We start from the raw sequence: 24,897 nt of genomic DNA on the forward strand, positions 1-24,897 counted from the left end.
TGGGCCTCTCCCCGGAGGCCGCCCGGCGGCTCTCCGCGCTGACCCCTGCCACCTACACCGGCATCGCCACCGAGCTCGTGCGCTACCTCTGACATCGCGCCGGACAACCCGCTCCGCCGGAGGGCGTGACCGCGGCCGGGTCCGCCCGGGCCGCCCAGGTGGGCGGCCCGCCGCCGGCTCCCAGAGCGGAGGGGACGCCCACGACCGCTGCTACGGCGAAGGCCCTTCTGGGACCGTGCTCCTGGCGCCGGTCAGGCGTCCGCGTGGCCCGTCCGGCCGGGCCAACCGGGTGTCCGAAGCCGGCGCCGGAGCGTGCTGCCGGGCCGCGAGCCGGTGAACTCGCCCTCCGCGCCGCACGCCGCGACCCAGCCGGGGGCGTCCCCGCCGAGCACGTGGGCGGCGTGGGCGTAGGCTTGGGCCTCCACCGCGCTCCGCGCGGCCACGACGACACGGTCCCACGGGCTCTCCACGGCGGCACCGGTGACCGGGTTGACCAGGGCGCTCCCCGGCCGGGAAAGCACGGCGAGACCATGGTGGCCCGTCGTCAGGAGGCCGGCCCAGGCGGCGGCGCCCAGGGCCGGATCGAGGTCCGGGTCCAGAGCGAAGCCTGGGGTCGCGGCCAGGGCGGCGGCCTCGGCGGCAGGGCCGGCCACCGCCAGCACCCCGCCGGTACGGGCAACGAGCCCGTGGCCGGGGAAGGCATCGGTGAAGAGCCGGACCGTGCGGTCCGCGGCCCAGGCGCCGGCGACCTCGGCGAGATCCAGGACGGTGCCCTGCCGCATCCGCAGGCGGCGGGCGGGCAGGTCGAGGTCGAGGTGGGCGATTCCCGGGGCCGGGCGGGCCGGCAGACCGTCCTGGGCACGCCAGGCGGCGTCGCCGGTGGTGGGGTCGACCAGTCCGCTGGTGAGGCGGGTGGCCCGCAGCGCCGCGGCGAGGATCTGCGCGAGCACGGGACCGACGACCACGTCGACGTCCTCGTGCTCGGCGAACCGGTTCAGCAGGGACAGCTCCGAGTCGATGCGCTCGGGCGCCACGGCCGCGGAGACCTCGCGGTGGACGCGCTCGGCCAGCCGCCGGGCCTCCTCCTGGAGGTCCGGGGCGGGGGCGCGGACGGTGTCCCGGCTCGGCGCCCCGGGCGGGGTGGGGGTGGACATGGCCGTCTCCTGGCGGTCTCGTGTCGGCGCGTGCCGGAGGACGCGGAAGGCCCTGCGCGACAACGGGCAGGTGGTGCCGAGCATACGCGCGGCTGGGCCCGCCGGACGGTGACGTGACCGCTCGTTACCTGACCGTCATCGCGGCGGAGCGGGGGCGCCCCGGTCCGGTCGCCGGCACCGGCGGGCCGGCGGGGATCCCGGCGCCGCCGTCCCGCCCGCCGGCCGCCGCGGTCCAGCGCAGCACGTCGGCCGGGCGGTTGGAGGTCAGCTGCTGGATGCCCAGGGCGCGGCACAGGTCCACGTCCCGCGCCGTGTCGATCGTCCAGGCCCGCAGCACGCGCCCGTCGGCGGCCCACCGGCGCACCAGGTCGGGCCGGGCGCGGACGAAGTCGATGCCGGGTCCCACGATGTCCACGAGCCCGGTCGCGATGACGGGCAGCGCCGGGGGCACCACGAGCCGCATCCCGGCGTGCAGCACGGCGGCGGTCGTACGGTTCACGCGCAGGCTCTCCCGGACCGTGCGGCGGGTGGTGGTCTCCACCAGCTGGCACACGTGGCCGGCGGGCACCGTCTCGAGCAGGTGGCGGACGGCGTCGGGGTGGAAGCTCATCAGCGAGACCGTGATCCGGCCCAGCCGGCCGGTCTCGGGGTCCCACCCCTCCCGCATCAGCACGTTCAGGACCTCCTCCTCGAGCTGGTGGCCGTACGGGCTGGGGTGCTTGGTCTCCACGGCCAGGCCCACGGGCCGGCCGGCCCCGCGCAGCAGGTCCAGCAGCTCGGGCAGGGTCAGCAGCTGGCGGTCGCGGGACCCGTGGCTCGGCGGGATCGGCACACCCTTCCAGGACACCCAGTCGAGGCGGCGCAGCTCGGCGAGCGTGCGCGCCGAGACCGGACCGCGGCCGTCGCTCGTGCGCCCCAGCTGGGCGTCGTGGTGGAGGACGAGATGGCGGTCCCGGGTCAGGTGGACGTCGCACTCCACGCCGTCCGCCCCGTCCAGCAGCGCCTGGACGTAGGCGGCCCGGGTGTGCTCCGGGTAGGCCGCGCTGGATCCCCGGTGGGCGTAGACGATCGGTCGCACGGCGCTCCCTCGGCTCCGGGCGGGGCGGTGACCCCGCTCTCGGCGCCACACTAGGGAGGCGCGGTGAACGGGCCGCCACGTCCGGGCGGATGGGCCGTGAACGGCGACGACGCCCCGCCGGAGGGCGGGGCGTCGTCGGAGCGCGGGGCCGGTGCGGCGGCTACTTCCCGCCGGAGATCTCGCCGTGGGCGGTCGTGTCCGCGGTGCTGTCCCCGCCGCCGAACCGGGGGGCCCGCTCGGAGAGGGCGAGCTCGGCGGGGAAGTCGGCGGGCAGCGGCCCGAACGCCTCGTGGGTCGCGCTGATGACCTGCTTGGACATGGCCAGGTTCGCGCCGCCGCCGACGATCGCGCCCACCCCGAACGGCAGGGCGCGGCCGAAGACCGCTCCGGTCTGCTTGAGCAGGAAGCGCTTGACGAACATGTTGCGGATGATCCGGCTGACGTCGAAGGTCTTCGAGTCGTCCTTGCCCATCATCAGGCCCCAGGACGACATCATGCCCTTGCCCTTGGTGCCGCTGGCCAGGATCTGGTTCATGACCTGCCGGCCGTCCTCGCCGAGCATGAGGGCCATGACCATGGTGCGGGTCCTCTCGGGGTCCTCGGTGTGCACCCCGTGCAGCTCGGCGATCGCCTGGGCGTAGAGGGCGGTGGCCTCGAGATAGCCGACCACCGCGAAGGAGGACAGCCCGAGGGAGGCGACGGTGCCGACGCCGGGGACCACCGCGGTGGCGCCGACCGCGCCGCCCTCGACGGTGACGGACCGGACGTAGATCTTCTCCAGGCGCCGGGCCAGCTGCTCGGGCGTCTCGTCCGGGTACTTGGCGCGCACCCTCTTCACGAACGCGAGCACGACCGGGCGCTGGGCGCGCAGAACGGTGTCCAGGAACTTGTTCATGGCCGGCTTGGGCTTGCCGTGCTCGTCGAAGGCCGAGCTCAGGGGGTTCAGGTCCATGGGGGTGCTCTCCTCGTGCAGTGCCGGGACGGTGGTCTGCGGCCCACTATATGCACAGCCCACTGAGCAGGCGCCGGGATTCGCCGACGGCGGAGGTGAGGACCCTCAGTCCCCCGGCAGCAGGGAGACCGAGGGGTCGACCCGCTGGAAGGAGTCCGGGAACTCGGCGCGCAGCCGGACCAGCTCGCGGGCGAAGGCGTCCAGGTCCCGGTCCTCCTGGCTCACCGGGTGCCACTGCCGGGCGGGCAGGGCGTGCCCGGTGTCGTCGAGGGCGACCATGACCATGAGGCAGTTGGTCGTCAGCTGGAGCTCGCCGGTGGCGGGGTCCCCGGACCAGCAGTTGACGGAGATGTGCAGGCCCCGGGCCGCGGTGTGGATCAGCCGCGCCCGGACCTCCACGAGGTGGCCGATGTGCATGGGCCGGTAGAAGCGGACCCCGCCCGCGTACACGGCGATGACCGGGCGCCCGGCCCACCGGGACCCGCACACGAACGCGGCCTCGTCGATCCAGCGCATGGCCGTGCCGCCGTGCACCTTCCCGCCCCAGTTGATGTCCGTGGGCGCGGCGAGGAAGCGCAGCACCGTCTCCTCGGCCGTGCCCTCGTCGGTGTACTTCTGCTCCGCCATCAGCGCCTCGATGCTGTTGCGCAGCTCGATCCGCCGCTTCGTGACCGCCTGGTGCCGGCGCTCGTGCTCGGTCTCGGGCGTCCACTGCGGGACCGGGGTGGGGCGGCCCTCGCCGTCGACGGCCACCATGATGATCAGGCAGGTGTCCCGCAGGGTCACCCCCTGCTCGCGGGGGTCCGCGGAGGCCACCTCGACCCGGATGTGCATCGAGGAGCGGCCGGTGTGCACGATCTGCGCGGCGACCTCGACCATGTCCCCCACGCTGACCGGGCGGTCGAAGTGGATGTTGCCCACGTAGGCGGTGACGCAGTAGGCCCGCGACCAGCCGACGGCGCACGCGTACGCGGCCTTGTCGATCCACTCGAGCACGCGCCCGCCGTCCACGGTGCCGGTGCGCCCGGCGTCGGTCGGGGCGGCGAGGAAACGGAGCACAGCGGTGTCACGGGCGGCCATGGCACCAGTGTGGCACGGTCGCCCCGGGCCGGGGCTCACCGGGCGAACGGCGCCCAGGCGTTGAGCCGGCGGAGCATGTCCGACTTCTTGTGCGCGTGCCCCTCCATGCGCACCAGGATGTCGTCGAGCGCCTCGATCGCGTCCACCACGAACGGCCCCTTGTTGAGCATCACGCACTCGGCGCGCTGGCCCATCGCCGCGTCGGTGACCTCGGCCCGGGAGGGCAGGCCCTTCTTGGCCAGCGACTCGAGCACCTGGGTGGCCCACACGACCGGGACGTGCCCGGCCTCGCACAGCCACAGGATCTCCTCCTGCACCTCGGCGAGCCGTTCGAACCCGGCCTCGACCGCGAGGTCGCCGCGGGCGATCATCACGCCCACGTCCTGCCAGCGCATCGCCTCCAGGAGCATCAGCGGCAGGGCCTGGAAGCCGCCCACCGTCTCGATCTTGAGGGTGATGTCCAGTTCGCGGCGGCCGACGGCCTCCAGCTCCTCCAGCAGGTCGGTCACGTCCTGGCGCGAGCGCACGAAGGACATGTTGACGGCGTCCGCGTGCTCGGCCACGAAGGGCAGGTGCGCGCGGTCCTCGTCGGTGAGCGCCGAGATCCGCAGGTCGGTCTCGGGCAGGTTGATGCCCTTCCGCGCCCGGAGCTTCGCGCCGCCGGGCGCGGCCTGCAGCACCGCGAGCTCGATCTCCTCGGGGGACACGGCCGTGATCCGGCACCGGATCTTCCCGTCGTCGAGCCACACGGGCTGCCCCTCCCGGGCGTCGGTGAAGGCCTCGGGCAGCGAGCAGCCGATCCGGTGCGGCCCCTGCGCCCGGACCGGAGCGGGGGCCATGTCGCGGGTCAGCACGAGCACGTCGCCGGTGCGCACGCGCAGGTGCTGCTCGACCGCGGGCAGCTCGCCGAGCACGCCCTCGGTGCCGTCCTCCGCCTCGACGGCCAGGCCGGTGGCGAAGTACACGGTCTTGGAGCACTCCACCAGCACGCCCGGGCCGGTCGCCTCCAGCACCCGCAGCGTCCGCCCGGAGCCGCGCGCGTCCTTCAGCCGCAGCCTCTCCCCCGGCACGCGCGCCGCGATCCAGGCGGGATCGGCCACGGGAACGGCGGGGGCGTCGTCGTCCACCCCCGGGTCCGGGTCCCCCAGCCACAGGCGGGCCGGTGCGGTGACCCGGCCGCGGCTGTCCCGGACCGGCTTGATCTTCTCGACCTGCGGGCCCGGCTCGACCGGCCCGGTGCGCAGCTTGGGCCCGGCGAGGTCCATCGCCACGCGCACCTCGTGCCCGGTCGCGCGCTCGGCCGCCCGCACGTGCCCGATCATGGCCTCCCACTGCTCCGGGCCGTCGTGCGCGCAGTTGATCCGGGCCACGTCCATCCCGGCGCGGACCATGGACTCGACGAGACGGCGGTCCCCGGCCGCCTCCGCGGGCAGGGTCACCATGATGCGGGTGGGCCGGTCCTCCCGGCCCGGTCCCAGCAGGGCGTCGGTGTTGCGGCGCAGGACCTCGGCCCCGGGGAGCTCCGGCTCCTCGAGGGGGACCCCGGGGTCGGGGGCGGCGAAGACCTCGTCGGTGCGGGCCGCCAGCACCTGCAGGGTCTCCACCACCGCGGTCAGGTGGGTCATGACGCCCGCCTCCATCCGTCCGAGCGAGGACACGCCCAGACGGCTGAGGTCGCGCTGCAGGTCCCGGACGTCCTGGCTTCGCACGGCCACGTAGTCCACGAGGTTCAGGGCGGAGCGGCGGTGGCGGGGGGTCACCCGCTCCAGTTCCGGCACCGCGGCGCGGCGGGCCGCGGCGACCACCTCGACGAGGGCGAGGAGGCGGTCGAGCAGCTCCGCGGCGCGCTCCTGCCGGGCGGTCATCGCCGGCCTCCGGGGGCCACGTCGACCCACACGGGGCGGTGGTCGGAGGTGGGGAACGGGTGCTCGCCGGTCAGCTCGGCGCCCGGCTCGCCGGGGACGGGCCAGAACACCCCGGCCCCTGTCACCCGCAGGTTCCGCGAGGGCAGCACGTAGTCGGCCCGCAGGTTGCCGGGGGCGGGGTCGTCGGCGAAGTCCGCGGTGTCGTGGGCGGGGTCGGAGCGGTGGGCGAGGTTCGCCCCGCCCTGCCGGGCGGCGGCCTCGGGGCCGCCGGCGGAGGCGGGCAGGGGGTCCTGCACGCGCGGGTGCTCCAGGAGCTGCTGGATCGCCCCGGGCCACGAGTCGCCGTCGAGCGGGTCCGCGTTCTGGTCGCCCATCACCACGAACCGCTCCCCCGGCCGCAGCCCGCCGCGCGCGCCCTCGTCGTCGTAGACGTAGGAGGACGCCGCGGGACCGCGCACGTAGTCGGCCCAGAACCGGATCTCGTCGGCGTTGCGCCGGCCGTTGCGGTCCTCGGGCCCGTCGAAGGTCGGCGGGGTCGGGTGGGACGCCAGCACGTGCACCGTCGTGCTCCCGATGCGCACCGGGACGTCCCAGTGGGACTTGCTGGACAGCCGCAGCCGCTCCGCGTGCCCGGGGGCGTAGTGCTCCGCGGGCAGGCGGCTGCCGGGCATGTCCGCCCACCGGAAGTCCCGGAAGGTGCGGATCCCGTCGGTGTCGAGCGGGTGCTTCGAGTAGAGGACCATGCCGTACTGGCCGGGGAAGAGCCCGAAGCCCCACGCGTCCTCGGGCCCGCCCACGACCCCGTCCCGGTTCAGGTCCAGGCCCGAGGGCTCCCCCGTGTTCACCGGGGCGGTGTAGACGTACGGGTAGTGCACGGGGTCCTGTCCGCGCTGCGGGACCTCCAGGCAATTCGTGCGGAACAGCTCCGCCGAGCGGCCCGCCGCGTCGTGGTCGAACTCGTTGACGAGCAGCACGTCCGGGGCGGTCCGCTGGACCACCTCGGCCACGGCCCGTGCCTGGGCGTCGTCCGGGGTGGCGAGGTCCTGCTGCAGCTGCCCCGGGGCCGCGCGGTTGAGGGACGCGTTGTAGGTCATGAAGCGCACCGGGTCCTGTGCCGCCACGGCCTGCTCCCTCCCGTGTCCGGGGGCCCGGTCGTGGCCCTGCGCCCGGGCCGGGCCCTCTCCGGCGGCGGCCGGGAGGCCGGCGCCCACCAGGAGCGCCGCGAGCCCCACTGCCGCCGTCGATCTGCTCGGTCCCAATGATCCTCCTCGTCCGCCCGGCTGTCAGCGCCGACGGTAGCGGGTCCGGGCGAACAGCGGTTGAACGGAGAGCGGCTCAGGCGGCGCGGGCGAGCGGTGACCGGCGCAGGCGGTAGCCGTGGACCGGGACGAGCCGGCGGGCGCCGGTTCCCGCCTCCAGGATCCAGAGCAGGCCCAGGTGCGGGGCGGACTGGCCCACGGTGCCCACGTGGCAGAGGGTGCCCTGCTCCCACACCTCGATCCGGTCCCCGGGGCGGATCAGGGCCGGGTCCCCGAGCCAGGTCTCGTCGACCGGGGTCGCCTCGGCGGGAGAGCCGGCAGGAGAGTCGGCGGGAGGAGCGGCGGGGACGGGGACGATGTCGGCGGGTGCCGCGGCGATCGTGGGACCGGCGGGGATCGTGGGGCCGGCGGGGGCGGAAAGAGCGGTCATGGGGCACGTCCTCTCGGGGCCGGGCCCTGTGGGGGCCGGGGCCGTCGACTGCGGTTTCGTCGGACGTCCCCAGGATCGTCCGCCGATGTGGCCGGGACGTTTCGGTCCGGTTGACGGAGCGTGCCGTCACGCCGGGAGGCCTGTGAGATCGGCCACGGGCCGTTAGGCTCGTGCGGACGCCGCGCCCGTCCCGGCGCCGGCCCGCCACCGGAAGGATCCGCCGTGAGCAGCTCGCAGAACACCGGTCCCGAGAGGACCAGCCCGCAGATGACCAGCCCGCAGAAGATCAACTCGGAGAACATCAGGACCTACGTGCAGCGCATGGCCTCGGACGCGCCCGCCCCGGGCGGCGGCGCCGCCGGGGCGCTGCAGGCGGCGCTGGGCGCGGCCCTGCTCGCCATGTCCGCGCGGTACTCCACCGGCTCGGAGCACGCGGCGGACGCGGCCGCCCGCGCCGAGGAGCTGATCCCGGCCGCGCTGCGGCTCGCCGACGCGGACGCGGAGGCCTTCGGGGAGCTCTCCGCGGCGTACGGGCTGCCCCGGGACACCGACGAGCAGCGGACCGCCCGGTCGCGGGCGGTGCAGGAGGCCACCGCGGGGGCGGCCCGGCCGCCGCAGGAGCTGATCGGCGTGGGCGCGGAGGTCCTGGGCCTGGCCCGAGAGCTGACCGGCTGGTGCAACCCCAACGTGCTCAGCGACGTCGCGGCGGCCGTGGAGGCCGCCCGCGCCGCCGTCGCGACGGCGCTGGTGACCCTGGAGATCAACGTCCGCGCGCTCAAGGACGAGTCCGTGGTGGAGCGGCTGCGGGCGGAGGCGGCCCGCGGCGAGCGGGCCGTCGAGGACGCCGCGGAGCTCAGCCGGCGGATCCGGGAGCGGGTCCAGGACTGAGCGCGGGCCGGCGCACCGCGAAGGACCCGGCCACGGCCAGCAGCGAGATGATCCCGCCGCACAGGAAGGCGCTGCGCACGCCCGCCTCGGTGGCCTCGGGCCCCGCGGCCCCGGAGGCCGCGGCACCGGCGGCTCCCAGGGTCAGGACGGTGACGAACAGGGCCGTGCCCGCGGCCCCCGCCACCTGCTGCAGGGTGCCCACCATGGCGGAGCCGTGCGAGTACAGCCGCTCCGGCAGGGAGCCCAGGCCCGCGGTGAACAGCGGGGTGAACATCAGGGCCAGGCCCGTGCTGAGCACCACGTGGGCGAGCAGCACCATCGGCACCGGCGTGGCCGCCGAGGTGGACGCCAGGTACCACAGGGACCCGCTCAGCAGGACCGAGCCCGGCACGAGCAGCACGGTGGGGCCCGAACGGTCGTAGACCCGCCCGACGACGGGCGCGAGCAGGCCCATGACGAGACCGCCGGGCAGCAGGAGCAGGCCCGTGCCCAGGGGGTCGAGACCGTGCACGGTCTGCAGGTAGATGGGCAGCACGATCAGCGTGCCGAAGAGGGCCATCATGCTGACCGCGAGCACCGCCGTGGACGCCGTGAACACCCGGGACCGGAACGTCCGCAGGTCCAGCAGGGCCCGGTCCGTGCGCTGCAGCCGGGTCTGGCGCCGCACGAACACGGCCAGCGCCGCCAGCCCCACGGCCAGGGGGGCCCACGCCGGGACGGCGGCCTCCCTGCCCTCGCCGAGCGTGCTCAGGCCGTAGACCAGGCCGCCGAAGCCCAGCGCCGAGAGCACCACGGAGACCACGTCCAGCGGCGCCGGGCGGGGCTCGGTGACGTTCTGCATCCGCCACGCGCCCAGCAGCAGGGAGCCCACGGCGATGGGCAGCACCAGGATGAACATCCACCGCCACTCGAGCACGCTGAGGATGACGCCCGAGATGGTCGGCCCCACGGCGGGGGCGACCGAGATGACGATGGAGATGTTGCCCATGACCCGCCCGCGCCCGGCCGGCGGCACGAGGGTCAGGACCGTGGTCATCAGCAGCGGCATCATGATGGCGGTGCCGCAGGCCTGCACCACCCGCCCGGCGAGGAGGGTCCCGAACCCGGGCGCGGCCGCGCAGACGAGGGTGCCGAGGCTGAACAGGGTCATGGCGGTCAGGAACACGGGCCGGGTGTGCAGGCGCTGGAGCAGGAACCCCGTCACCGGGATGACCACGGCCATGGTGAGCATGAAGGCGGTGGTCAGCCACTGGCCGGCGACCGCCGTGACGGAGAGGTCGGCCATGAGACGGGGCAGGGCCACGCCCATGATCGTCTCGTTGAGGATCACCACGAACGTGGAGACGAGCAGCAGCCCGATCACCAGGCGGTTGCGGGCGGAGTGGTCGGTGCCCGAGGCCGGGGCACCGGTGCCCGGGACGCCGGCGGTGGGTGCGGGGGCGGGGACCGGCGCGGTCTCGGACACGGGGACGTCGGGGCTCATGGGCGGGGGATCCTTCGGGACGCAGCAGGGGTACACCGGTGCAGCCGCACCGCGCCCCGGTTCATTCCCGTCCGGGACGTGACAATGGGCTCATGCGCAGATATCTCAAGGACGCCGGCGTGCACGCCGAGATCATCCCGGACGGCTTCACCGAGGGCGGGTTCGTCCTGTCCATCGGCGGGGCCGAGCAGTCCCACGTGAACCTGGCCCGCCCGGAGGAGATCTTCTACGAGTACCTGCGCCGGGTCGCCAACGTCGTCGACGTCGTGGCTCCCCCGGGCGCGCCGGTCACCGCGGTGCACCTGGGCGCCGGGGCGCTGACCCTGGCCCGGTACGTGGCGGCGACCCGGCCCGGGTCGCCGCAGGCGGCCGTGGAGCTCGAGCGGGAGCTGCCCGCGTTCGTGCTCGAGGCGCTGCCCCTGCCCGCGGGGGCGGAGGTGCGCGTGGTCGTCGACGACGCCCGGGCGGCGCTGCCGCACGTCGTGGCCCCCGGGACCGCCGAGCTCGTGGTCCTCGACGTCTTCTCGGGCCGGGACGCGCCCGGGCACCTCACGGAGCCGTCCTTCTACGCCGAGGCCGCCGGGCTGCTGGCGCCGGGCGGCGTGCTCGTCGTCAACGTGGGCGACGACCCCGGGCTGGACTTCTTCGCCGGCCAGGCCCGGGCCGTGCGCTCGGCGTTCGCGGACGTGTGGTGCCTGGCCGAGGAGCGGCTGCTCACCGGCCGCTACCCGGGCAACCTGGTCCTCGTGGCCGGCCGCCGCCCGCTGCCCCGGGAGTGGGCGGGCGCCTTCGCGGCGGCCGGGCCGCACCCGGCGGGGGTGCTGGACGGGCTGGGCCTGGAGGAACTGCTCGTCCGCCTGTAGCCTGGCTCACACCGCCGAGCCGAGGAGCGCGCCGTGAGCAGCACCGACCACACCGTGCCGGGCACCGCCGGGAGCGGCGCCGCGGACCGCTCCGCGGGCACCGCCGTCCTGGAGTCCTTCCCCGCCGTCGAGGGCGAGACCTTCTCCCGGGTGGCCCTGACCCCGGCCGCCGTGGAGCTGCTCGGGACGCTGCGGGAGCGGCACGGCCGGCTGATGTTCCACCAGTCCGGCGGGTGCTGCGACGGGTCGGCGCCCATGTGCTATCCGGCCGGGGACTTCCTCACCGGTCCGGCGGACGTGCTCCTGGGCGTCTTCCGGCTGCCCGGCGACCCGGCCACGGCCGAGCTGGAGTTCTGGATGTCACGGGAGCAGTTCGAGTACTGGAAGCACACCCTGCTCACGGTGGACGTGGTGGTGGGGCGCGGCTCGGGCTTCTCGGTGGAGGCCCCGGAGGGCAAGCGGTTCCTCATCCGCTCCGCGCTCATGACCGACCCGGCCGCCCCCTGAGCCGGCCCTGCTCGTCGAAGGACGGGCCCCGGTCGTGGACCGGGAAGGTGGCGAAGGCCGGGACCTCGTAGGGGTGGGCCCCGGCCATCGCCCGCAGCACGCGCTCGCGCTCGGCCGCCGGGTAGAGGGTCTCGATCCGGACCTCGTCGACCTCCTCCGGCCGGCCGACCTCCCCGATCGCGGGGTCGGCCCCGGGCAGCGGCGTGAAGCGGCCGGTCCCCGGGCTGACGAAGGCCACGTGGGAGTAGTGACCGGCGCGGCCGGCCCCGGCGTCGCCGAGGGCCTGCAGGACCTGCTCCGCGTGCGTGGCGGGGACGTAGACGACCAGGCAGTGCTGCCCGGCGCCCGGGGGTTCGCTCGGGGGCTCAGGGGTCATGGGGTGCGCACACCTCCGGCTCGACGTGGTCGGCGGGTTCCAGCTGGATCGTGGAGTGCTGCACGGAGACCGGGAAGTGCTCGGCCACGCAGCGCTGGATCCGGCCCAGGGCCTCGGCCGACCCGCCCGCGTAGAAGTACTCCTCCTCGAGCACCACGTGGGCGGTGAGCACGGGCAGGTCCGAGGAGATCCGGGAGGCGTGCAGGTCGTGGACCTCCACCACGTGGGGCAGGCCGAGGATGTGCCCGCGGACGTCGGCGAGGTCCAGGCCGGGGGGCGCGCTCTCCAGCAGCACGGACAGGGACTCCGTGAGCAGCCGGATGGTGCGGGGCACGATGAGCAGCCCGATGAGCAGGGCCACGACGGCGTCCGCCTGCACCCAGCCGGTGAGCGTGATGACCACGGCCGCCACGATCACCGCCACGGAGCCCAGCGCGTCGTTGAGCACCTCGAGCATCGCCGCCCGCAGGTTGAGGTTGGAGCGGCGGCCCCCGAAGAGCACGACCATCGCCACGAGGTTGCCGACCAGCCCCAGCACGCCGAAGACGATCAGCTCGGCGGAGGCCACCGGCTGCGGCTCGACGAAGCGGCGCACCCCCTCCACCAGCACGAACAGCCCCACGGCGAGCAGCACCCCCGCCTGCAGGGCCGCGGCCACGATCTCGGCGCGCCGCCAGCCCCACGTGCGCCGGGCGGTCGGCGGGCGCAGGCTCAGCTGCGCGGCGACCAGGGCGAGCAGCAGCCCCCCGGCGTCGGTGAGCACGTGCGCGGTGTCGAGGAGCAGGGCCAGGGACCCGGTCCAGAGCGCACCGGCGAGCTGGACGACGAACAGGGCGGCGGTGATGCCGAACGCGGTGGCGATCCGCCACCGGTCGGTGCCGGGCCCGGCGTGCGAGTGCCCGGGCCCGTGGTCGTGCCCGTCCGCCGCGCGCCCGCGGACTCCGGTGTGGTCGTGCGCCATGCCTCCATCGTAGAACGGCGGGGGCGTGCCTTCGCCGCAGCGCGGCGGGGCCGGCGCACCGGCGGGCTCAGCCCGTGCCGAAGGCGCTGAACTCGCCGGTGGCCGGGCCGTAGTGCGAGTCCACCTTCATGACGGCGCCGGGCGCCTCGCGGCCGTGCAGGGCCTGGAGCAGGTCCCGCACGGCCCGCCGGGGACCCTCGGCGATGATGCCCACGGTGCCGTCGCTGTTGTTGACGGCCGAGCCGACCAGGCCCAGCTCCTCGGCCCGGTGCGCGGTCCACCAGCGGAAGCCGACGCCCTGCACGGCGCCGTGCACCACCGCGGTGAGCCGCAGCGGCTCGTCGAGGTCCAGCTCGTCCGGGTCCCGGCCCTCGGAGGCGCCCTGGTGGACCGGCGGCAGGCTCACAGGTCCACCACCGTGGACTCGCCGGGGTCGATCTGCTCGCCGGTGGCCCGGGCCTTCGCCCACCGCAGGGCGGTGGCAACCGTTCCCGGGCCGCGCCAGTGCTCCGCGGTCTCGGTGCGCACGCGCAGCACGACCAGGCCGGGGGTCGAGGGCCCGTCCGGGTAGTAGGCCCTCAGCGCGTCCGACCACAGCCCCTCGACCACCGCAGGGTCCTCGACCACCTCGGCGGCGCCGGAGATCGACACCCACTCGTGGTCGCCCACGAAGGCGACGTTGACGGCGTCGTTGGCCCGCACGTCCCGCACGGCGGAGGTGTCCCGGCTCGTGAAGAAGTCCAGGTCCTCCCCGGGGGCGACGTCGACCACGGTCATGGGCCGGCTGACGAGCTTGCCGGTGGGCTCCCGGGTGCCGAGCATGCCCACGCGGGTGCGGTTCACGAACTCGACGATGTGCTGGATGTCATCCTGGTGCGTGCTCATGAGCCCAGCGTAGGGAACGACCGTGCTCCGGGGCACGGCGGGGCGCGGGAATTCTTCGTGAGCGGAACCGTGTGTCGGCCGCTGGGCCGCCCGGGCGGCCCGGCTCGACGCCGCGGTGAGCGCCCGGGGGGCGTCTCGGAGGGCCCGCGCGACGAGGGGCGGCGCCGGGACCCGTGCGGGCCCCTGCGCCGCCCCGGGTCCCGACGGGATCAGCCGCTCAGCCCACGACCTCGAGGGCGTCGGAGATCAGCGTGTCCCCGTCGGAGAAGTCGATCTTCTTGCCCACGGTGGAGGGGTCGTCCAGCACGGCCCCGACCACCAGCGCCACGTTGGCGCGGGAGGTCTTGCGCTCGCCGTCGCGCTCGCCCGTGGAGACGTCGATCTTGCCGCTGGCCTCGTCCTCGGTGAGGCCGCCCGGGCCCACGATGGTCCAGTTCAGCGCGGAGGCGCGCAGGTGGTCGTCGGCGTCGGCCTTGGCCTGGGCGTAGGCGTAGAAGGGGTCGTCCTCGGGGATGCCGTGATCCTGGCCGGCCCCGAAGTAGGAGACCATCACGAAGCGCTTGGCGCCCGCCACCTCGGCGGCGTCCATGGCGCGGATGGCCGCGTCGCGGTCCACGGCGTAGGTGCGCTCGGGGCTGCCGCCGCCGGCACCGGCGCTCCACACCACGGCGTCGTGGCCCTCGAGCAGGTCGGCGATCTGCGCGACCGAGAGCTGCTCCACGTCGGCGACCACGGGGCTCGCCCCCGTGTTCTCGACGTCGTCCGTGTGGTCCGGGTTGCGGAAGATGCTCGTGACGTCGTTGCCGCCGGTCTTGAGCAGCTGGGAGAGGATGAGTGCGACCTTGCCGTGGCCGCCGATGATGGCTACGTGGGACATGGGGGTGCTCCTAACAGTGGGGAGGGAGTACGTCTTCCTCCCCGACGCTAGCCGTGTCCGGGCCACAGGGACACGGCTCACGCGCAGGGCGAAACCGGGAATGCGCGCAGGCCCCACCGCCGCGGGGTCCGGCTCGGGTAGCCTCGGTGCGGCCCCTGTTCCCGACCGAAGGCTCCCCGTGCTGATCTTCCAGGTCCTGCTGTCCACGATCGCCCTGGTCCTGCTGGTCGCCGCGCTGATCGACGGCGCGGCGACCCTCGCGCTCATCGCGGCGATGATGCTGATGATCGCGCTGTCCGGGGTGTTCATCGCCTACCGCAGGGAGAAGCAGCTGGGTCGCCGCTGAGCCGTCCCGGGGGCGCTCCGGGCGCTGGGCCGCGTGCCGGCGGTCCGGCCGCGGCTACTCGGCGGCGTCCTCGATGCCCGTCACCGCGGTGAGCAGGAGGACCGCGTCCTCCAGGGCCTCCACCGAGTGCCGCTCCACGGGCAGCACGTGCAGCTGCCCGGCCTCGAGCACCAGGTCCTCGCCGGAGGTGACGCGGATGCGTCCGTGCAGGACCTGGAGGCTGCCGGCGTACGGGGCGTTGTGCTCGGCCAGCACCGTGCCCTCCTTCAGGGCCACCAGCGTCTGGCGGAGCACCCTCTGGTGCAGCAGGCGCTCCGAGCTGCGGCCGTGGCCGTTGTGGCGGGCCTCGTTGAGGTGCTGCAGGGCGATCTCGTTCAGGTGCCGCATGGTTCTCCTCCTAGGTGGGTGATCCGGTCGCCGTCGCCGCGGAACGAGGCATTGCGCCAGGCGGTGCTCACCGGGTTCTTCGACGCGCGGCGCAGCCCACCCGGCCCCCGGCAGTGATTGTGGCCGGTCCCGGCGCGCGCGGGCGTGGCAGGCAGCCGGTCGAGGTCGAACTGCGGATCGGTCCGCGAGCGCGGCACCGTGCGGATGCCGGCGACGCGCTGCCCGCCGAACTCCCGCAGCAGCTCCCCGCGCTCCCCCGCGGAGCGGGTGGAGTGCCCCACGGTGTGGAGGGTGTGCGCTGCCATGCCCCCACCCTACTGACCGCCCCCCGGGAGCCCTCCGGGGCCGACACGGCCGGTTCCGCGGCCGCCGCGGGGTCTCACGGCTCGCCGGGCCCGGCCTCGGTCCAGCGGGCCGAGCCGCCCGGGGTCCGCCGGTCCACGGCCGCCGGGCTGTTCCACGCGGCCGGGTCCACCACCGGGAAGCGGCGCCCCGTCACGGCGTCCGGGACGATCCGCACGAACCGGTCCTTCATCCCGGCCTGCCACGGGAACAGCGGGAGCTCCAGCGCGGCCATGAGCGCGTGGCCCCGCCGCACCTCCTCGGCGGGGCCCTTGAGGACCACGCTCCACGCCGTGGAGGTCGCCGGGTCGTGCCCGTCGACCTCGAAGGCCACCGGAGCGGCGGCCATCGCGGCGGCCGTCTTCGTGCCCGCCGCGGAGCGCAGGACCACCGACTCCCCGTCCACGGCGTAGTTGACGGGGAAGATCTCGGGTGCCCCGTCCACCACCACGGCCAGCCGGCCGAGCCCGGCCGTGCTGAGCAGCTGCCAGCAGGCCCCGGCAGGGAGCTCCTCCACGTCCTTGCGGTACCACTCCATCACCGGCTCCTGCCTCTCGCGTCCCGCCACGGCGCCCGTCCAGCGGCGCCCGTCCAGCGGCGCCTCCCCCGCGGTGCCTTCCGCGGGGCGTGCCTGTGCCCAACCTATGCCGGGCCGGGCGCGGAGGGAACGGCATGACGCACCGGCCCGGCGGAACGGGCCGGCGGAACGGTCATGCTCAACGGGCGGGGAGTGCGAGAATGGCCGGCATGAGCGTGGTGATCGCGGGATGCGGAGACCTGGGCACGGAGATCGGGCTGCGGCTGGCCGACCAGGGGCACGAGGTGCTGGGGCTGCGCCGCCGGGCGGAGCTGGTGCCGCCGCCCCTGGCGGGGGTGCCCGTGGACCTGAGCGCGGAGGTGCCCGGGCTGCCGGGCGACGTGGAGCTGCTGGTCGTGGCCACGGCCGCGGACGGGCGCACCCCGGAGGCCTACCGCGCCGCCTACCTCGACGGGCAGCGCCACCTGTTCGACGGGCTGCGCGCCGCCGGGGCGCTGCCCCGCCGCGCGCTGCTGATCTCCTCGACCGCCGTGTGCGGAGACGCCGACGGCGCCGAGGTCACCGAGGACGATCCCCCGGCCCCCGCGACCCCCACCGCGCAGATCCTGCTGGAGGCCGAGGAGCTGTTCCACGAGCAGTTCCCGCACGGCACCGTCCTGCGGCTGTCGGGGATCTACGGGCCGGGCCGGACCCGGCTGATCGACAAGGTGCGCTCCGGGGACACGGCGGCCGGGGCCGCCTGGACCAACCGGATCCACCGCGACGACGCCGCCGCGGCCGCCGTGCACCTGCTGACCATGGAGGCCCAGCCGCTGACGCTCTACCTGGGCACGGACGACGAGCCCGTGCCGGAGCGGGAGGTCCTGGAGTTCCTGGCCCAGGAGCTCGGCGCCCCGCTGCCCGAGGACGTGCCGGAGGCCGACGCGCCGCGGCGGGGCTCGAAGCGGCTGTCCAACGCCCGGCTGCGGGCGTCCGGGGTGCAGCTGCGCTATCCCACCTACCGGGAGGGCTACCGGGCGGTGCTCGCCGGGGAGGGTTCGCGCCATCCCTGACCGGCGCCCACCCGCAGCACCACGTCCCGCACCTCGTAGGCGGCGATGAGCTCCACCCAGGAGACCCGGGGCGGGTGCGCGAACTCCAGGGGCAGCCGCAGCAGCCGCTGCAGGAAGACGTCGGTCTCCTGGATCGCGATGAACCCGCCCGGGCAGCGGTGGGCGCCGTCGCCGAAGGACATCACCTCGGGGCGCACGCCCTTGGGCCGGGAGCGCTCCGGGCACAGCTGCCGGGCGTCCTCCCCCAGCTCCTGCGGGTCCGCGTTGGCCTGCCGGACGTAGAGGTCCAGCAGCGCCCCCGCCGGCACCTCGTGGCGCTCCTCGCCGTCCTCCAGGACCAGGTCCTGGGTGGTGCGGCGGTAGAGGTGGCCCACCACCGGCTCGAGGCGCAGGATCTCGTGCAGGATCCCGTGCCGGGCCGGCTCCTCGGCGGCGAGGTACTCCGCGCGGAGCCCGTCGTCCTCCAGCAGGTGCCAGGCCGCCACCGCGATGAACTCCCGGGTGGTGGCCATGCCCGCGGCGGCGTAGGTGAGGCACTCGACGAGGATCTCCCGGTCCGTGTAGCCCTGCTGGAGCAGGTGCGAGATCACGTCCTCCCGCGGTTGCCTCCGCCGCGCCCGGACGGCCGGGCGGACGTCCCGGAGCCGGAAGGCGCTCATCGCCCACACCGGCCGCACGGCGCCGACGACGGCGCCCAGCCGCCCCGGGAGCCGGCGCTGCGGGGCCCCGGAGGAGCCGGTGACGGGGCCGCTGAAGAAGCGCTCCAGGCGCCGGGACATCCCGTCGATGTCCGAGTTCGTGAGTCCCACGACCTGGGCGGCGACCTCCACCGAGTAGCGCAGCGTGACGGCGGAGAGCTCCGCCCCGCCGTCCTGTCGGATCCGCTCCACCAGTTCGTCGGCCCGCTCCTCCATCAGATCCCGGTAGCGGCGGCGCACGGTGGCCGGGGTGAAGAACTTGGCGGTGGCGCTGCGCTGGCGCCGGTGCTCCGGGCCGTCCGCGTAGAGCACGGGCGGGTGGTCGCCGGTCAGGCCCTGCCGGGCGGTCTCGGCGCTGAACCCGGCCTGCACCGTGGCGTCGGCCTCCCGCAGCACCTGGCGCACCAGCGGCAGGGCGCGGACGTGCCAGACGCCGTCGCGCACCTCCACCCGGGGTGTGGTCCGCTCCCCGGGCGGCGCGGTCCGGCGCCGGTCACTGTGCGAATCGCCGTGCGAATCACCGGACGGATCACCGTGCGGGACGGGGCAGCGGGCGTCGTGGTCGCTCATGGAGCCATGCTACCGGCGGGTGTGACGCCGCACACGGAACGGCCGTGGTGGGTTCCGTGGAACACACCGCGCGCGTGGACGAGCACTACGCGCTGTGGGTCGAGGACGTCGGCCCAGCGGACGCGGTCCCCGGGCTGCTGGTCATGGGGGCCAACTCCTCGGCGACGGGCTGACCGCAAGGTCTCGTGGACCGGCCGACCAGTCCGGTCTGGACCGGGCCGAGGAGACCGTCGCGGCCGAGGACCGGTCGAGGTCCAGCGCCCGGCTCGCCTGCTCGCCGACCGGTTCGGCCGGCACCGGGTCCGGGCCCCTCCCGCCGCGGACACCGCCTCAGATGCGGTCGGCCCGGTCGTTCTCCACCTGGGCCAGACCCGGCAGGATCAGGGAGGAGGCCGGTCCGGCGAGCACCACCAGCAGCACCCGCAGCTCCGCCTCGGCGCGGTAGGCCCCCACGATGCGGTGGTTCGAGTCCAGGACCACGAGGTTGTCGTCGGCCCGGTAGACGGGCAGGGTCAGCACCACGGGCTCGTCGTCGTCCGCGAGCTCCTCACGGATCCCGTCGAGCTTGGCCTGCCGGTCCTCCGGCCAGCCGGTCCCGGCCGCCTGCTCGATGGTCAGCGGCCGGTGCTGGGGGTGCGACCACTCGCCGGGATTGCCCTCGGGGTCCACGTGCCACACGGTGTAGAGCGCGCCGATGTCCTCCCGGGACGAGAGCACCAGGTCCTCGACCCGGGCGTTCTCGTCGTCGAGCGCGTCCCAGTCGAGCCAGGTGCGGATGCTTTCCCCGAAGAGGGTCTTGAAGTCCGAAACGTCCATGCCGCCATCTCAGCAGACTTACGGTCCTGTCGCCATGTGCCGTGGCGTTCCGGGGACGGTCCCGTGGGGCGTGCGCGGGAGGGGACGTCAGGAGCCGGCGGCGCTGCGGCCGTTGCGCGGCACGTGCTCGCTCCGGACGTTGAACGCCGAGGCCGAGCGGTCGCCGGGCTCGAGCGGGAAGACCGTGTGGCCCTCGGTCCAGTGGTGCCGGGCGTAGTCGTGCAGCCGCTCCGCGAACGACCCCTCCCGCCACTCCAGGTAGGGCATGTCCTGGCTCGCGTCGAGGAGGTAGTAGCTGGTGAAGGCCCGCACGACCTCCGGCCTGGCGGGGACCTGCTCCGCGGCCGCGCCGGCCTCCGCTGCGGCGCCCTCCGCCGGGGCGGACTCCCCGAGGACCAGGAACATCGGCGCTCCCGGCGGACCGTCGTGGACCCGCACCGCCAGGCGCTCGGCGACCACGGGGTCGGTCTCCCCGAGTGCCCGGAGCTGGTGGACCAGGGTGTCGAAGCTGCGGCGCAGGTCCATCGGGGAGAGCCCGTAGTGGTGGCGGATCTCCCGCAGCCGGGCCGCGAGCGCCGGCGACCGCGGGTCCAGGACCAGCAGCCGCACCCGGACCCCGGCGCGGAGCGAGCGGTGGATGGCGTCGAGATCACCGGCCAGGGTCAGCGGGAAGGTGTCCATCCACCACAGCTCCTGGCCGGGGCGCACGCTCCGGAGCACGTCGACGACGTCGAGCTCCTCGCGGACCCCCACGAGGCCCAGCTGGTCGCCGCGGGGCACGGCCGGCTCGGCAGCCGGACGGGCCGGTGCCTCGGCGGGCACGGGGGCGGACCGGCGCGCCGGGGCGGCGGCGAGCAGCAGGCCCACCCCGCCCACGGTGAGCAGCACGATGCCGGCGTCCCGCAGGACCCCGGACCACGGCGCCCCGCCCAGCGAGGCGCCGACGACGAGCGCCGCGCCGAGCACGACCAGTGCCACCGGCACCGCGGCGGGCCGTTCCCGGGCCGCCGGTTCGGCGGCTCGCCGGGGCTCGGCCGTGGCCCGGTTCTGGGCGGCGCCTCGGATCTCCAGCACGGGGTTCCCCTTCCTCGGGCGGATCTGCTGACAGGTTCGCACGCGCCCTGACCAGCGCGTTAGCCCCGCCGCGTCCCGGGACGTTTGTGACAGGGGGCGGGTCGGGCGGCGCGTCCCTTGTCCGCCGCCCGGCCCGTGCCTAGCGTGGGACCGAGCCCGTCACCGGCACCGAGTCCGTCAGGAGAGCCCATGGAGACCCCGGTCATCGAGGCCCGCGGGCTCGTCAAGACCTTCGGCAGCACCACGGCCCTGGACGGCTTCGACCTGACCGTGGACGCGGGACAGGTCGCCGGCTTCCTGGGGCCCAACGGCTCCGGCAAGTCCACCGCGATCCGGGTGCTGCTGGGGATGCTCCGGGCGGACGCCGGGACGGCGCGGGTGCTGGGCCAGGACGCCTGGGCCGACGCCGTGCGGATCCACCGCCGCACCGCCTACGTCCCCGGGGACACCAGCCTGTGGCCGGGCCTCACCGGCGGCGAGATCATCGACCTGCTCACCGGCATCCGCGGCGGCCGCCAACGCCGGCGCCGCCGGGACGAGCTGGTCGAGCGCTTCGAGCTCGACCCCACGAAGAAGGCCCGCAGCTACTCCAAGGGCAACCGGCAGAAGGTGGCGCTGGTGGCGGCCCTGAGCGCCGAGGCGGAGCTCTACGTCCTGGACGAGCCGACCTCCGGTCTGGACCCGCTGATGGAGGCCGTGTTCACGGACGAGGTCCGCCGGCTGAGCGAGCAGGGCAGCACGGTGCTGCTCTCCAGCCACATCCTGGCCGAGGTCGAGAAGCTCTGCGACACCGTGACCATCATCCGGGCGGGCCGGGACGTGCAGAGCGGGACGCTGGCCCAGCTGCGCCACCTGACCCGCTCCTCCGTCACCGCGACCACGGCCGCGGACCCCGCCGGGCTGGCGGCGGTGGCCGGGGTCCACCACCTCGTGCACGAGGACGGCCGGCTGTCCTTCGACGTCGACGACGCACGGGCCGGCGAGGCCCTCCGGGTGCTGGCCGACCTGGGCGTGCAGAACCTCACCGTGGCCCCGCCCTCCCTGGAGGAGCTGTTCCTGCGGCACTACGGCGACCGGCTCGACGAGCACGGGGCCGGGGCGCCGCGATGAGGACCGCCGAGCCGTGGGCGGCCACCGGCCGGCTGTTCCGGCTGAACCTGCGGCTGGACCGGGTGCGGGTCCTCATCTGGGTGCTGGCCCTGGCCGGGACCGTCTGGGGGACCGTGCGCACCCTGGAGACGACCTTCCCGGACGACCAGGCCCGCCAGGCCAGGGCGGCGTTGCTGGAGAACCCCGCGGCGGTCATGATGACCGGCCCGGCCTTCGGCGCCGACGACTACACGCTGGGCGCCATGACGGTCAACGAGCTGAGCCTGTCGGTGCTCGTGGCGGCCGCCGTGATGAGCATCCTGCTCGCGAGCCGGCACGTGCGCGCGGAGGAGGAGTCCGGGCGCCTGGAGACCGTCCGCGCCCTGCCCGTGGGCCGTTTCGCACCGCCGGCGGCCGCCCTCGGGGCGGTCGCCGTGGCGGACGCGGCGGTCGGCGCCGCGGTCGTGCTGGCGCTGACCGCCGCGGGGCTCGGCGGCCCCGACGCCGTGGCCTGGGGGCTGGCGACGGCGCTGACCGGGCTGGTCTTCGGCGCGGTGGCCGCCGTGACCGCCCAGCTGACGGAGCACGCCCGGGCGGCGTCCGGCGCGGCCCTGGCCGTGCTGGGGGCGGCCTTCCTGGTGCGCGGGACCGGGGACGTGCTCGAGCCGACCGGGTCCTGGCTGTCCTGGTTCTCCCCGCTCGCGTGGGCGCAGCAGACCCGGATGTACGTGGACCTGCGCTGGTGGCCGCTGGCGCTCTCCGCGGCGCTGGCTCTTGCCCTCCTCGCGGCGGCCGTCGTGCTCGCCCAGCACCGGGACCTGGGCGCCGGCCTGCGGGCGGCCCGGCCCGGTCCCGCGGCGGCCCGCGGCTCCCTCCTCTCAGTGACGGGACTGGCCCACCGCCTGCTCCGCGGCGCGTTCCTCGGCTGGACGGCCGGGCTGGTGCTGTTCGGCCTGGCCTTCGGCACCCTGGCCGACTCCCTGGAGGACAGCATCGCGGACATCCCGGCGATCACCGACATGCTCGTGGTGGACCTCGACGCCCTCACCGAGTCCTTCGCCGCGGCGATGCTGTCCTATCTGGCGCTGGGCGTGGTCGCGTTCGCAGTCTCGGCCGTGCTCCGGCTGCGCGGCGAGGAGGAGGCCGGGCGCACCGGGCTGGTCCTCGCCGCCGGGGTGCCGCGGCTGGGCTGGTGGCTGGGCTGGCTGGCCGTCGTCGGGGTGCAGGCCCTCCTGGCGCTGCTGCTCTCGGGGGCCGCCCTGGGCGCGGGGGTCACCGCGACCACCGGCGAGACCTCCTGGACCGGCGAGCTCGCCGTCGGTGCGCTCGCCTACGCCCCGGCGGTCCTGGCCGTGGGCGGTCTCACGGCCGCCCTGGTGAGCATCGTGCCCCGGGCGGCGGGGTTGAGCTGGGCCGTGGTCGCGTACGTGGTGTTCGTGGCCTGGTTCGGCATGCTCCTGGACCTGCCCGAGTGGGCGATGAACCTCTCCCCGGTGCAGCTGACGCCGCTGCTGCCCTCCGAGGGCTGGGCGGCCGCTCCCCTGCTGGGGCTGTCCACCGCCGGGCTCGCGCTCGTGGCGGCCGCCGCCGCGGGCTTCCGGCGCCGGGACCTGATCGGCTGACCCGGGCGCGCCCGCCCGCGGTCCTCGGGCGGGCGGGACGCGGGGAGACGGCCGGGTGCGCGGCCCCTCGGCCGGTCGCGCGGGCGCCTCCGCGGGGCCGGCCCCGGATCGCGCACGCCACCGAGTTCCGTAGACTGAGCACCAGGTGAGCCGGGAAGTCTGGTCGGCATGAGCACATTCAGCGACCCCGGACGAAGGAGCCACCATGTCCAGCCACGACCCCACGGTCCGACCCGAGGACCACCCCGACCACCGCGCGCAGAACCACGGCAACGACACGCTGCGCCGGGGCAGCTACCGGGAGGCGCTGCGCGTCGGGGAGATCCTGCGCAAGGAGACCGTCGGCGGACTGCTGCTCGTGGCGGCAGCCCTCGTCGCGATCGTCTGGGCGAACTCCCCCTTCGCGGACAGCTACTTCGCCCTGCGCGACCTCGAGGTCGGCTACGAGCCCTGGCACCTGAGGCTCAGCCTCGGCACGTGGGCGGCCGACGGCCTGCTGGCGATCTTCTTCTTCCTGGTGGGCCTGGAGCTCAAGCGCGAGTTCGTGGCCGGTGACCTGCGCGAGTTCCGCAAGTCCGTGGTGCCGATCACGGCAGCGGTCGGCGGTGTCGTGGTGCCGGCCGCGATCTACGCCGCGATCAACCTCTCCGATCCCGAGACCTCCGGCGGCTGGGCCATTCCCACCGCCACCGACATCGCCTTCGCCGTGGCGGTGCTGGCCATCATCGGCTCGCACCTGCCCACCTCGCTGCGGCTGTTCCTGCTGACCCTCGCGGTGGTCGACGACCTGCTGGCCATCACGATCATCGCCGTCTTCTACTCGGAGGACGTCTCGGTCCAGCCGCTGCTGCTGGCCCTGATCCCGTTCGCGCTGTACCTGTTCCTGGCGCAGAGGTACCGGCGGTTCTTCGGCCTCAGGGCCCCGGCCGCCTGGCTGATCCTGCTGCCCCTCGGCGTCGTCGTCTGGGCGCTCGTGCACGAGGCCGGCATCCACGCCACCGTGGCCGGCGTCCTGCTGGGCTTCGCCGTTCCGGTGATCCGCAGCCAGGCCAGCGGCGGCCCCTCGGCCGGGCCGGGCCTGGCCGAGGTCTTCGAGCACCGCTTCCGCCCGCTCTCCGCCGGCTTCGCGGTGCCGGTGTTCGCCTTCTTCTCCGCCGGCGTGGCCGTGGGCGGCTGGGACGGCCTGACCTCCGCGCTCTCCGCGCCGGTGACGCTGGGCATCGTGGCCGGACTGGTGCTGGGCAAGCCGATCGGCATCGTGGGCGCCACGTGGCTGGTCACCAAGCTCACGCGCGCCCGGCTCGACCCCGCCTTCCAGTGGATCGACCTCGTGGGCGTCGCCCTGCTGGCCGGCATCGGCTTCACCGTCTCGCTGCTCATCGCGGAGCTGAGCTTCGACCCGGGCAGCCTGCCGGGCGACCAGGCCAAGGTGGCGATCCTCACCGCGTCCCTGCTGGCGGCCACGGTGGCCTCGGTGCTGCTGCGGGCCCGCAACAGGCGATACCGCGAGATCGAGCGGCTGGAGTCGGTCGACGCCGACCACGACGGCATCCCCGACGTCTACGAGGAGGACGAGGCGCGGCAGGACGCCGCACAGGAGGGCGAGGTCCGGCCGGACGGCCGCCGCTGAGCCGCCGGGCCGCCGCGCCCGGTCCCCGCACGAGAGAGACCCCCGCCCGGGATCCCGGACGGGGGTCTCTCGCGT

At 75.2% G+C, this 24,897-nt stretch carries 27 protein-coding genes; 8 read left to right on the top strand and 19 right to left on the bottom strand.

From position 1 onward, the window contains the following. Positions 1-251 precede the first annotated feature (251 nt). The 7 genes from ABL57_RS07980 to ABL57_RS22255 form a co-directional block, all read right to left on the bottom strand. Positions 252-1,154 carry an FAD:protein FMN transferase gene (locus tag ABL57_RS07980; RefSeq protein ID WP_047802931.1) on the bottom strand — a complete coding sequence of 301 codons (903 nt, stop codon included), beginning with the start codon at positions 1,152-1,154 and terminating at the stop codon, positions 252-254. A 124-nt stretch (positions 1,155-1,278) separates the two neighbouring features. Further along, positions 1,279-2,232 carry a glycerophosphodiester phosphodiesterase family protein gene (locus tag ABL57_RS07985; protein WP_047802932.1) on the bottom strand — a complete coding sequence of 318 codons (954 nt, stop codon included), beginning with the start codon at positions 2,230-2,232 and terminating at the stop codon, positions 1,279-1,281. A gap of 160 nt (positions 2,233-2,392) precedes the next feature. Further along, positions 2,393-3,184 carry a hypothetical protein gene (locus tag ABL57_RS07990; protein WP_047802933.1) on the bottom strand — a complete coding sequence of 264 codons (792 nt, stop codon included), beginning with the start codon at positions 3,182-3,184 and terminating at the stop codon, positions 2,393-2,395. 105 nt (positions 3,185-3,289) lie between these two features. After that, entirely contained in the window at positions 3,290-4,264 is a 975-nt protein-coding gene (locus ABL57_RS07995; protein ID WP_047802934.1) for an acyl-CoA thioesterase, read from the bottom strand. 35 nt (positions 4,265-4,299) lie between these two features. Then, entirely contained in the window at positions 4,300-6,129 is a 1,830-nt protein-coding gene (locus ABL57_RS08000; protein ID WP_053004823.1) for a pyruvate kinase, read from the bottom strand. Beyond that, positions 6,126-7,388: an endonuclease/exonuclease/phosphatase family protein gene (locus tag ABL57_RS08005; protein WP_371212467.1), complete on the bottom strand. Its 1,263-nt coding sequence runs from the start codon at positions 7,386-7,388 to the stop codon at positions 6,126-6,128. Before ABL57_RS08005 ends, ABL57_RS08000 begins: the two co-directional genes overlap by 4 nt. A 76-nt stretch (positions 7,389-7,464) precedes the next feature. Continuing rightward, positions 7,465-7,818 (bottom strand): hypothetical protein, encoded by a 354-nt coding sequence (locus tag ABL57_RS22255; RefSeq protein WP_053004824.1) that lies wholly within the window; start codon positions 7,816-7,818, stop codon positions 7,465-7,467. 222 nt (positions 7,819-8,040) lie between these two features. Here ABL57_RS22255 and ABL57_RS08015 point away from each other — a divergent pair, with 222 nt between their 5' ends. Beyond that, positions 8,041-8,706, top strand: coding sequence for a cyclodeaminase/cyclohydrolase family protein (locus ABL57_RS08015; RefSeq protein WP_053004825.1), 666 nt, complete (start codon positions 8,041-8,043; stop codon positions 8,704-8,706). Here the strand turns inward: ABL57_RS08015 and ABL57_RS08020 are convergent. Then, positions 8,672-10,189, bottom strand: a complete 1,518-nt coding sequence (locus ABL57_RS08020) for an MDR family MFS transporter (protein WP_047802935.1) — start codon at positions 10,187-10,189, stop codon at positions 8,672-8,674. The two genes, ABL57_RS08015 and ABL57_RS08020, sit on opposite strands and share 35 nt — an antisense overlap. A 92-nt stretch (positions 10,190-10,281) precedes the next feature. Here ABL57_RS08020 and ABL57_RS08025 point away from each other — a divergent pair, with 92 nt between their 5' ends. Beyond that, positions 10,282-11,052: a spermidine synthase gene (locus ABL57_RS08025; protein ID WP_047802936.1), complete on the top strand. Its 771-nt coding sequence runs from the start codon at positions 10,282-10,284 to the stop codon at positions 11,050-11,052. Positions 11,053-11,160: 108 nt separating this feature from the next. Next, complete coding sequence (locus ABL57_RS08030; RefSeq protein ID WP_203225576.1) at positions 11,161-11,559, top strand: DUF779 domain-containing protein; 399 nt, start codon at positions 11,161-11,163, stop codon at positions 11,557-11,559. Here ABL57_RS08030 and ABL57_RS08035 read toward each other — a convergent pair. The 5 genes from ABL57_RS08035 to ABL57_RS08055 all read right to left on the bottom strand — a co-directional run bounded on the left by ABL57_RS08035 (position 11,534) and on the right by ABL57_RS08055 (position 14,658). Further along, positions 11,534-11,935, bottom strand: coding sequence for a hypothetical protein (locus ABL57_RS08035; RefSeq protein ID WP_047802937.1), 402 nt, complete (start codon positions 11,933-11,935; stop codon positions 11,534-11,536). The two genes, ABL57_RS08030 and ABL57_RS08035, sit on opposite strands and share 26 nt — an antisense overlap. Next, positions 11,925-12,896, bottom strand: coding sequence for a cation diffusion facilitator family transporter (locus ABL57_RS08040; RefSeq protein WP_047802938.1), 972 nt, complete (start codon positions 12,894-12,896; stop codon positions 11,925-11,927). Before ABL57_RS08040 ends, ABL57_RS08035 begins: the two co-directional genes overlap by 11 nt. A gap of 67 nt (positions 12,897-12,963) precedes the next feature. Further along, the gene (locus ABL57_RS08045; RefSeq protein ID WP_082157305.1) at positions 12,964-13,302 is read right to left on the bottom strand and encodes an acylphosphatase; all 339 of its coding nucleotides are present in this window, start codon (positions 13,300-13,302) and stop codon (positions 12,964-12,966) included. After that, entirely contained in the window at positions 13,299-13,781 is a 483-nt protein-coding gene (locus ABL57_RS08050) for a pyridoxamine 5'-phosphate oxidase family protein (RefSeq protein WP_047802939.1), read from the bottom strand. The genes ABL57_RS08045 and ABL57_RS08050 overlap by 4 nt, the downstream gene beginning before the upstream one ends. 217 nt (positions 13,782-13,998) lie before the next feature. After that, complete coding sequence (locus ABL57_RS08055; RefSeq protein ID WP_047802940.1) at positions 13,999-14,658, bottom strand: SDR family oxidoreductase; 660 nt, start codon at positions 14,656-14,658, stop codon at positions 13,999-14,001. A 178-nt stretch (positions 14,659-14,836) separates the two neighbouring features. Between ABL57_RS08055 and ABL57_RS22260 the strand changes: the two genes are divergently transcribed. Beyond that, a complete protein-coding gene (locus ABL57_RS22260; RefSeq protein WP_156266881.1) occupies positions 14,837-15,004 on the top strand; it encodes a hypothetical protein in 168 nt (55 codons plus the stop codon). Positions 15,005-15,058: 54 nt separating this feature from the next. Here ABL57_RS22260 and ABL57_RS08060 read toward each other — a convergent pair whose 3' ends face one another. The 3 genes from ABL57_RS08060 to ABL57_RS08070 all read right to left on the bottom strand — a co-directional run bounded on the left by ABL57_RS08060 (position 15,059) and on the right by ABL57_RS08070 (position 16,271). Continuing rightward, complete coding sequence (locus tag ABL57_RS08060; protein ID WP_047802941.1) at positions 15,059-15,391, bottom strand: cupin; 333 nt, start codon at positions 15,389-15,391, stop codon at positions 15,059-15,061. After that, entirely contained in the window at positions 15,379-15,696 is a 318-nt protein-coding gene (locus ABL57_RS08065; protein WP_053004826.1) for a hypothetical protein, read from the bottom strand. Before ABL57_RS08065 ends, ABL57_RS08060 begins: the two co-directional genes overlap by 13 nt. Positions 15,697-15,770: 74 nt before the next feature. After that, a complete protein-coding gene (locus ABL57_RS08070; protein ID WP_047802942.1) occupies positions 15,771-16,271 on the bottom strand; it encodes a pyridoxamine 5'-phosphate oxidase family protein in 501 nt (166 codons plus the stop codon). Positions 16,272-16,480: 209 nt separating this feature from the next. Here ABL57_RS08070 and ABL57_RS08075 point away from each other — a divergent pair, with 209 nt between their 5' ends. Further along, complete coding sequence (locus tag ABL57_RS08075; RefSeq protein WP_047802964.1) at positions 16,481-17,323, top strand: SDR family oxidoreductase; 843 nt, start codon at positions 16,481-16,483, stop codon at positions 17,321-17,323. On the opposite strand, the gene ABL57_RS08080 is transcribed toward ABL57_RS08075, so the two are convergent. The 3 genes from ABL57_RS08080 to ABL57_RS08090 form a co-directional block, all read right to left on the bottom strand. Then, on the bottom strand, positions 17,281-18,591 hold the full coding sequence (locus ABL57_RS08080) for a cytochrome P450 (protein WP_047802943.1): 1,311 nt from the start codon (positions 18,589-18,591) through the stop codon (positions 17,281-17,283). The genes ABL57_RS08075 and ABL57_RS08080 overlap by 43 nt on opposite strands. Before the next feature lie 330 nt (positions 18,592-18,921). Beyond that, entirely contained in the window at positions 18,922-19,407 is a 486-nt protein-coding gene (locus ABL57_RS08085) for a hypothetical protein (RefSeq protein WP_047802944.1), read from the bottom strand. 87 nt (positions 19,408-19,494) lie between these two features. Next, positions 19,495-20,481: a hypothetical protein gene (locus ABL57_RS08090; protein WP_047802945.1), complete on the bottom strand. Its 987-nt coding sequence runs from the start codon at positions 20,479-20,481 to the stop codon at positions 19,495-19,497. Between the two features lie 189 nt (positions 20,482-20,670). Between ABL57_RS08090 and ABL57_RS08095 the strand changes: the two genes are divergently transcribed. From ABL57_RS08095 to nhaA, 3 genes are all read left to right on the top strand, one after another. Beyond that, positions 20,671-21,591, top strand: a complete 921-nt coding sequence (locus ABL57_RS08095) for an ABC transporter ATP-binding protein (RefSeq protein ID WP_047802946.1) — start codon at positions 20,671-20,673, stop codon at positions 21,589-21,591. Continuing rightward, on the top strand, positions 21,588-23,192 hold the full coding sequence (locus ABL57_RS08100; RefSeq protein ID WP_047802947.1) for an ABC transporter permease: 1,605 nt from the start codon (positions 21,588-21,590) through the stop codon (positions 23,190-23,192). The genes ABL57_RS08095 and ABL57_RS08100 overlap by 4 nt, the downstream gene beginning before the upstream one ends. A gap of 205 nt (positions 23,193-23,397) precedes the next feature. Continuing rightward, positions 23,398-24,822, top strand: coding sequence for a Na+/H+ antiporter NhaA (gene nhaA / locus ABL57_RS08105; protein WP_082157306.1), 1,425 nt, complete (start codon positions 23,398-23,400; stop codon positions 24,820-24,822). Positions 24,823-24,897: the final 75 nt, after the last annotated feature.

Source organism: Kocuria sp. SM24M-10, from assembly GCF_001027955.1.
GTDB classification, from domain to species: Bacteria; Actinomycetota; Actinomycetes; order Actinomycetales; family Micrococcaceae; genus Kocuria; species Kocuria oceani.